The sequence below is a fragment of the Streptomyces sp. NPDC058579 genome, assembly GCF_042718575.1.
Classification (GTDB): Bacteria; Actinomycetota; Actinomycetes; order Streptomycetales; family Streptomycetaceae; genus Streptomyces.
Genome location: NZ_JBHXPI010000082.1, coordinates 1 through 6,708 on the forward strand (window position 1 = coordinate 1; position 6,708 = coordinate 6,708).

Annotated in this window: 9 protein-coding genes; 2 read left to right on the plus strand and 7 right to left on the minus strand. The window is 71.1% G+C overall.

Annotated features, from left to right (window positions below; genetic code table 11):
* Positions 1-95: 95 nt before the first annotated feature.
* From ACFWRO_RS36835 to ACFWRO_RS36845, 3 genes are read right to left on the minus strand one after another with little or no spacing between them, the layout of a single operon-like run.
* The gene (locus tag ACFWRO_RS36835) at positions 96-1,109 is read right to left on the minus strand and encodes a glycoside hydrolase family 26 protein (protein WP_384519008.1); all 1,014 of its coding nucleotides are present in this window, start codon (positions 1,107-1,109) and stop codon (positions 96-98) included.
* A 1-nt stretch (position 1,110) separates the two neighbouring features.
* A complete protein-coding gene (locus tag ACFWRO_RS36840) occupies positions 1,111-1,755 on the minus strand; it encodes a vitamin K epoxide reductase family protein (protein ID WP_384519011.1) in 645 nt (214 codons plus the stop codon).
* 31 nt (positions 1,756-1,786) lie between these two features.
* Positions 1,787-2,290 carry a DUF5949 family protein gene (locus ACFWRO_RS36845; RefSeq protein ID WP_384519014.1) on the minus strand — a complete coding sequence of 168 codons (504 nt, stop codon included), beginning with the start codon at positions 2,288-2,290 and terminating at the stop codon, positions 1,787-1,789.
* 150 nt (positions 2,291-2,440) lie between these two features.
* On the opposite strand from ACFWRO_RS36845, the gene ACFWRO_RS36850 reads away from it, so the two are divergent.
* Both ACFWRO_RS36850 and ACFWRO_RS36855 read left to right on the plus strand, forming a co-directional pair.
* Positions 2,441-2,848 carry a tyrosinase family oxidase copper chaperone gene (locus ACFWRO_RS36850; RefSeq protein WP_384519016.1) on the plus strand — a complete coding sequence of 136 codons (408 nt, stop codon included), beginning with the start codon at positions 2,441-2,443 and terminating at the stop codon, positions 2,846-2,848.
* Positions 2,832-3,698 carry a tyrosinase family protein gene (locus ACFWRO_RS36855; protein WP_384519019.1) on the plus strand — a complete coding sequence of 289 codons (867 nt, stop codon included), beginning with the start codon at positions 2,832-2,834 and terminating at the stop codon, positions 3,696-3,698. The genes ACFWRO_RS36850 and ACFWRO_RS36855 overlap by 17 nt, the downstream gene beginning before the upstream one ends.
* Positions 3,699-3,753: 55 nt before the next feature.
* Here ACFWRO_RS36855 and ACFWRO_RS36860 read toward each other — a convergent pair whose 3' ends face one another.
* The 4 genes from ACFWRO_RS36860 to ACFWRO_RS36875 all read right to left on the minus strand — a co-directional run bounded on the left by ACFWRO_RS36860 (position 3,754) and on the right by ACFWRO_RS36875 (position 6,494).
* A complete protein-coding gene (locus ACFWRO_RS36860; protein WP_384519022.1) occupies positions 3,754-4,032 on the minus strand; it encodes a chaplin in 279 nt (92 codons plus the stop codon).
* Positions 4,033-4,322: 290 nt separating this feature from the next.
* Complete coding sequence (locus ACFWRO_RS36865) at positions 4,323-4,799, minus strand: hypothetical protein (protein WP_384519025.1); 477 nt, start codon at positions 4,797-4,799, stop codon at positions 4,323-4,325.
* A gap of 408 nt (positions 4,800-5,207) precedes the next feature.
* Positions 5,208-5,486, minus strand: a complete 279-nt coding sequence (locus ACFWRO_RS36870; protein ID WP_384519028.1) for a hypothetical protein — start codon at positions 5,484-5,486, stop codon at positions 5,208-5,210.
* Positions 5,487-5,756: 270 nt separating this feature from the next.
* Entirely contained in the window at positions 5,757-6,494 is a 738-nt protein-coding gene (locus ACFWRO_RS36875) for a hypothetical protein (RefSeq protein WP_384519030.1), read from the minus strand.
* Positions 6,495-6,708: the final 214 nt, after the last annotated feature.

The following is a 6,708-nucleotide window of genomic DNA, read 5'->3' on the forward strand; positions in this document are numbered from 1 at the left end:
CGGTGAAGCCTAGACACCTCCACCACACCGGAGGTCTTCGCCATGATCAAGACCAGACAGCGTTAACAACGCTCGTGATCAATACACCTAGGGCCCTAGGGGGCGTCCTCGCCCCCCAGCGCGCCCCTGACGACCTCCCCCGACTCCGGATTGTCCGCGCACCCCCACACCCCGTGGGGGCAGTAGTCCGTGAACGTCTGATAGACGGGCCGGTGGCGGGCGAACCAGTCGAGCATCCCGCGCACGTACGCCGGGTTGTCCCCATTACGGAAGAGCCCCCACTCCGGATACGAGACGGGCTTGCCGTGCGCCGCCGCGAACCGCACATGGTGCGCGAGCCCGAACTCCTCCGTCACCTGCTCCTCGAAGCCGAGCCCCTCGGGCTGGTCGTAGGCGTCGAGCCCGATGATGTCGACGTACGCGTCGCCCGGGTAGCAGCGCGGCCACTCCACGGCGTCCCGCCCCCGGCTCGCCGTGAAGTCGAAGCGGAACCGCTGCCCCGGCACGTCCCGCAGCACGCCCACGACCCGCTTCCAGTACGCCTTCCAGGCCTCGGGGTCCGGACCGCAGCGATGGCTGTACGTGGTGCCGTTCATCTCCCAGCCGAGCACCAGGACCGCGTCGGGGAGCCGGTGCGCGACGAGCCGCTCCCCCAGCGCCCGGAAGTGCGCGTCGTACGCGCCCGCCGCCCCGCGCCGCAGACCCGCGCGGACCTCCGCGTCCGGCAGCCCCGCCTCGCTGCGGTCGAGCAGCGGCACGTTCAGGACGAAGAGCCGCCCAGTACCCTCCTCCTTCCACCGCGCCCACGGCTCGAAGAGCTCCGCGTGGCCCTCGATGTTGGACCACCGGTCGCCCGGAAGGTACGTGTGCCCGACGGTCAGCGACCCGCCGCCGAGCCAGCGCTGCACCTCGGCGATCCGCGCCACCCCGTCCGCGTCGGAGCCGGTGAAGAACCCGGACGGAACGTTCAACCGCTCCGGCGCGGCCTCGGGCGCGGGCGCGGGTGCGGGCCCCCCGGTCGAGAGGCGGCCAGGAGGCAGGACGACGAGCGCGAGAACGGCCGCGAGCAGCACGGTCAGTGCGGCCCGCGGCCAGGAGAAGAGGGTCACGTCAGCTGGTCCAGAAGTCCCACCAGCGCGTCAGGATCAACATGCCGATGATCCCGATGTGCAGCACCGGCAGGGCGAAGGTGAACTCCTCGAAGAACCCCTTCACGGCCGCGGGTGCCGGCAGCACGCCCGTACGGACGTTGTGCGAGGTCACGTACCAGAACATGACGAGGGTGGCGACCCAGGCGAGGCAGCACCAGAGACAGAGCGCGTTGATCTCGTACAGCGACTGGTACATCAGCCAGGTGCAGAACCCGACGCCGAACAGCGTGCCGGCGTTGAGCCCGAGCCAGAACCAGCCGCGGTAGCGCGCCCCGGCGAGCACCCCGGCCCCGATCGCGACGACCATCGCGTACGTCACGAGACCGAGCATCGGGTTCGGGAAGCCGAACACCGCCGCCTGCTCGCTCTTCATGATGTTGCCGCAGGACACGACCGGGTTGAGGCTGCAGCCCGGCTGGAAGTTCGGGTCCTCCAGGAGCTTGAACTTGTCGAGCGTGATCACCCAGCCGGCCAGCACCCCGGCCGCCCCGGTGATCATCAGGAGCACGCCGAGCGCCCGGCTCGCGCCGACCGTCCCGTCCGTCTCCGGCACCGCGTCGTGACGCTGCCCCGGCACTCCGCCCCGTACGTTCACCGTAGCCATGCCGCCACCCCCTTCTCCTCGACTCTCCGGCTCAGCCCTGCAGGCTCCGCACCGGCAGCAGGACATGCGCGGCGGCCGCCACGACCTGGTCGTCGGTGACGAAGGACTTCAGCTTCTCCTCGGTGACCGCCTCACCGGGCACGGCCTCCGGCCAGGGGCGCACGGAGACGATCAGGTAGGCGTGCCCGTTCGCCTTGACGGCCGCCTCCCACTCCGCGGGCACGGGGCACTGCGCCTTCATGAACGGCAGCGTCAGCACGGCCCGCTGCGCCTCCACGAGCAGATGGGCTCCGGTCCCGCGCTCCTGCGAGGCGTCGACGACCCGGTCCCCGACCGGCAGGCCCATGGACTCCAGGGCGGCCCGCATCGCGTCCTGGCCGGCCTCGGGGCCGTCACTGCCGTCCCCGAGCGAATACACCATCAGAAACGGGGTGGCGGGGGTGTCGGCGGTGGGACCGATGGTCCACGGAACGACGGTGAGCGTTCCCAGCGGATTGTCGGTGCGCGCCACGGAAACGACATGAGGAGTGGTCATGCATCGGGATGCTAGTGGCCCAACGACCACCATCCCGCGCCGAATTCACTCGATCGGCCGACATTCCACCGTCTGGCATTTCGCTCGGAACAAAGTCGGGATTCCATCGTTGTGCCCTGAGGGCATTCTCCGACCACTTGGAGATCATTCATGATCGTCCCGCGCCGTGTCGCACTGCGGTCCCTCTTCACCGTGGCCGTAGCCGCCTTCACCGGCGGCACCCTGACCCGCATCGCCACCACCCCGAGCGACCGCCCGGCCCGAGCCGCGTCACACGACTCCTTCGACTCGTTCGACGAGATGTACCGAGGCCGGCACATCCGGGGTCTGGCCGGGCCCTCCGGTGAACCGCTCGTCCTCGTCGACGGCCGGCCGCTCCACGTGATGCGCCGCGCCGACGGCAGCTGCCTCACCCCCATCGACCACTACGAGTCCCATGCGACACCGCTGGCGGCCACCCGCGCGGCCGTGGACGAGCTGGGGTCCGCCCCGCTGACCCGCTACGCCGCCGCCCACGGCGTCCATCCGGGAGGGAGCCCGCGTGGCCTACACACGTAAGAACCAGCGCGATCTGACGAGCGCCGAGCGGAAGCGGTTCGTCTCCGCCGTCCTGGAGCTCAAGCGCACCGGGAAGTACGACGAGTTCGTCCGCACGCACATCGACTACTACGTCGCCGACGGCGACGACCGGCTGCGCGTGGCCCACATGACGCCCAGCTTCCTGCCCTGGCACCGCAAGTTCCTGCTGGAGTTCGAGCGCGCGCTGCGCCGGATCGACCCGAGCGTCACCGTCCCGTACTGGGACTGGACCCGGGACAACACCCCGGCCGCGTCCCTGTGGAGCGAGGACTTCCTGGGCGGCAACGGCCGCCGCGACGACCTCCAGGTGACGACCGGGCCCTTCGCGTACGCGGGCGGACGCTGGACGGTCAAGCACGGCATGACCGAGGGCAAGTTCCTGACCAGGGACTTCGGCCGACCGCAGGACCCGATCACGCTGCCGACGAAGGCACAGCTTGACGTGGTGATGCGGGAGACGGTGTACGACGTCGAGCCGTGGAACTCCACGAGCCGGTCGGGGTTCCGCAACACGCTGGAGGGCTGGGCCCCGGGCCGGGGCAACGAACGCTTCCGGATCCACAACCGGGTGCACCGCTGGGTCGGCGGCCTGATGCTCGGCGGCGCCTCCGTCAACGATCCGGTCTTCTGGCTCCACCACTCCTTCGTCGACCTGCTCTGGTCCCGCTGGCAGGAGCGCAACCCGCGGGCCGGCTACCTCCCGAAGGAGCCGCCGCAGCTGGGCGAGTCGCAGTACCGCCGGATCGCGGCCCGCGACGAGAAGATGGGGCCCTGGGGCGTCACGCCCGCCTCGATGCTCGACCACGGCGGGATCTACCGCTACGCATGACGCGGACGTCCCCCCGGCCGGGCGGCCGGGGGGACGTCGGGAACTGCGAGGCGGATCAGGCGCCGTAGCCGCCGTCGCGGTGGTGGTCGCCGCCGTCGACGTTCGCGCAGGTGTTGCCGAACGCCGGGTTGATCAGACCGATGACCGTGACGGTGTTGCCGCAGAGGTTGACCGGGATGTGGACCGGGACCTGGACGGCGTTGCCCGAGCCGACGCCGGGCGAGTGGGCGGCGACGCCAGAGGCGCCCGAGTCGGCGACGGCCAGGCCGGCTCCGCTGAGGGCAACGGCACCCGTGCCGGCGAGAACAGCGGCAGCCTTCGCGATGCGAGACATCAAGAACTCCTTGGACGTGGAAAGACAACCGCGAGAATCACGGCCGACATTTCCGTTCAACGCCGAAAGGGCGCACGGGTCACGGCCTTTGGGCCGGACGGGACGAACGGATGAGGGAAGGCCCGCAGAACCGGTGGTCCGCCCGCCGTCGGATACGACGGAACGGGCCCGGGAACTGCGGGCCACGGCCATGCGACCAGCCTTCAGTTGTAACGAGCAACGACCCCTCGGGTGGCGGGGAAGAATCGTGCCTTCACTCGCCGGGTCATTGGTCGTACAAACGAACGCGGTCAGGCCGTCGGCTGCGCCAGACCCAACTGCGAGCCCAGCGCCCCGCGCAGTGCCGGGGCCACGACCCCGACCTCCGGCACGGCGAGGTCCGGCAGCCCGAGCCGGTCACCGCGCGGCGGGACGACCGGGTTGCCGACCGTGGCACCGGGCGTGGTGCCCGCCATCTCCGAACGCGGGGTGGCGAACAGGGCCTCGCCCGGCTCGCTCCCCTCGATGACCTCGGGCAGCGGAGCGGCGAGGACGGTCTCCGGGAGCGTGCTGGTGAACGGCACCCGCGGCAGGCTGACGTCCGGCAGCAGCCCGGACTGCCCCTCCTGGAAACCCGTCGGGCCTCCCGGGATCGGCAGGGGAACCCCGGTGGCCACCGTGGGGGCGTCCATCGGAATCACCGGCTCCAGCCCCTGGAGCGGGACGACGACCGGCGCGTCGGCGGCGACGGCCGGGGAGGCCATGGCTGCGGAGGCGAGAGCGGTCATGAGGATTCCCATGCCGGCGTGAGAGCGCAGATTCATGGCTGCGTAGGCCCTTCAGAGCAGGTGTCGACGGTACTGAGGTACTGCGTCCTGAGAACGAGCCCGACGGAGGGAACGTCGCGAAATTCCCCTGTGTGCAGCAACGCGGAAGGCCCCCACCGGTGAGAGCGGGGACCTTCGTTGACGCTTCGTCAGCCCGCGGATCGGCGAGAACCTGGGGAGCGGCACACTTCGGGGGCCGGGACCACACGGCAGCCGATCTGAACATCATTCGATCAGCCGATCACAGTGGGTATCGACACGCGCCCGGGCGCCGGGCGGAGCGAGGGGTCTGTCCAGGAGGGTCGGGACCGCCGGCGCGGTCCGCCGCGCTAGGGAAGCGCGCGGTGGAACGGTACTGCTGAGGGTGCGTCAGCCACCCACGGGGAGGCTGCCGGTGGGGAGGCCACCGAGGAGCGGCGCATTCTGGGTCGTCTTGTTCAGCTGGTTCGCGGTGTCCCCAACGGTCTTGACCACGGAGCCGTCCGTGGTGCTGCTCAGCGCGTCCGTCTTCAGGCCCTCGGTGGCGAGGGTCGTGAGGCCACCGGCCAGGTTGGTGGGGGTCATCGCCTCGGCGGCCATGGCGGGCGCGGCGGCACCCAGGGCCATCACAGAACCGGCGACGATCGCGGCGACCTTGGTGGGCTTCATGAAATCGAGTCCTTCCTCATTGACGTCTCCGTGCAAGCAAGTCGCTTGCCGTACAGGCCTCTTGGCGGATTCCTGTACGTGGCTGTGTCTTCTGTAACGAGAGGTGCGCGCCCCGGAAACTCCGGGAGGAAGGATTTCTGCCCACTGCACTCGAATGACTGGACGCGGTCCTATTTCCGGACCGGGCGGGGTCGACACGTGCCCTGACGGCCGAACGCCGTGCCGTCCGGCGGGATGCCGGGCGACACGGCGCGGGTGGTGCGGCGGTGGCTACCCGGCGGGCAGCACCGGCGGCGTGACCGGCAGCTCGACGGGCGGGTCGACCGGGAGCTCGGGCACCTCGACCGGGAGCGCCGGCAGCGTCGGCAGGCCGGCCAGGTCGGGAGCGGGGAGCCCGGTGCCGAGGACCGTGCCGACGACCACGTTGACCAGCGAGGTCAGGGTCGCGGTGACCTGCGGGACGACACCGAGGGCGTCGCCCGAGGTGACCGCTGCGAGCAGGGCGGCGACGGCCTTCTCCACGGTGGCGAGGGCGTCGGCGACGATGTCGACCGGCGCGGCCTTCGCGACACCCGCGGCGACCGGCAGAGCCGGGGCCTGGACGGCCGGCGCGGCCACGCCCGGCGCCGCCACGGCCGGGGCCGCCACAGCCGGGGCCGCGACCGTCGGTGCTTCGACCGCAGGGGCCGGGACGGTGCCCTTCGCGGCGTCGATGGCCGCCGTGACCTTGGCCTTGAGGGCCTCGGCGTCGGCGGCCGGGAGCTGGCCGTTGTCGGCCGCGAGGACGGCCTCGAGGAGTTCCGTGACCGGGGCGGTCACCGAGCTCATGTCGCCCAGCGCCTTGGTCTTGGCGAGCAGCGCCGCCGCGTCCGGCAGAGGTGCCTGCGCGGCCGGGGCCGTGATGCGGGACGGGCGGTGGTCGTCGGCGAGGGCGGGTCCCGCCGTGCCGAGGGTGATGGCGGCGGATATCGCCAGGGCGGTGACGCGGCTGAGAGCCAGGGGACGCATGTGTGTTCCTTTTCCTTATGCGTCGGACAACGACTCGACCACCGTGTCCTGCGCTCATAGCGCTCCGCAACGGGAAGACTACGGAGCGCCACCCCCTCCGTTCGGGTGAATCCACTGCGCTGACCTGCTCCTCCGAGGGGCGTACGCCGTTGCACCGGGCGGCGTACGAGGGTGCGTCCGAACGAGCAGAAGGCCGGCGCGCCGCCCCGGAAGC